Origin of the sequence: Komagataeibacter intermedius TF2, from assembly GCF_000964425.1 — a bacterium.
Lineage (GTDB): Bacteria > Pseudomonadota > Alphaproteobacteria > Acetobacterales > Acetobacteraceae > Komagataeibacter > Komagataeibacter intermedius.
Window position 1 is genome coordinate 1 of the sequence record NZ_BANF01000121.1, and the last position, 812, is coordinate 812.

Annotated in this window: 1 protein-coding gene; it reads right to left on the reverse strand. The window is 60.6% G+C overall.

Annotation, left to right across the window (positions count from 1 at the left end; all coding sequences use genetic code 11):
- Window positions 1-812, reverse strand: an 812-nt coding sequence (locus tag B7449_RS13450) for an IS110 family RNA-guided transposase (protein ID WP_048883699.1), incomplete at both ends; no start/stop codon positions are given.

Sequence of the window (812 nt, forward strand, 5' to 3'; positions counted from 1 at the left end):
GGCTTGCGGTATGTCTCGCCACTGGTCATCAGCTTCCATGCAATGCGTGCTATCCTGTTGGCCAGGGCTACAGCAGCGAGCTTCGCCTTCTTTCTGCCCAGAAGACTGACGAGCCACGGCGTGGCGAGGCGGCTCTGTTTGTTCTGCCGCACATGCCGAAGCACGGTTGTTGCTCCGACAACCAGGGTGCTTCTCAGGCGGCTGTCTCCGGCCCGGGTAATCCCGCCGTGTCTGACTTTGCCGCCGGACGAATGATCCCGAGGGGTGAGACCTATCCAGGCCGCGAAGTCCCGGCCTGAACGGAACAGATGCGGATCCGGAGCCTTCATGAGCAGCAGAGCCGCTCCCAGAGGACCGATGCCCGGAATTCCGGATAGCCTGCGGCTCACCTCCTGACTTCGATGCCATGTGGCAAGTTTTTCATCAAGCTCCCTGATATGCTCCATCAGGGCACCATACTCTTCTGCCATCTGTGCAAACATCTCGCGCGCCAGGGAGGGAAGGATATCCTCGGACGCAATCTGCCTGAGGAACGGCTCAACGCGGGAGAGACCAAGGGGAGCAGTCAATCCGAATTCGGCAGCATATCCCCGGATGGAGTTGGCCAGCTGCGTACGTCTGCCAACGAGCCGCTCCCGCATGCCGACAAGCATGAGGGCTGCCTGCTGCTCAACCGTCTTGACTGGCACAAAACGCATGGTTGGACGGCTCATCGCCTCACAGAGGGCCTCGGCATCTGCCGCATCATTCTTGCTGCGCCTGACGTAAGGTTTGACAAGCTGTGGCGCCATCAGCCTCACTTCGTGGCCGAG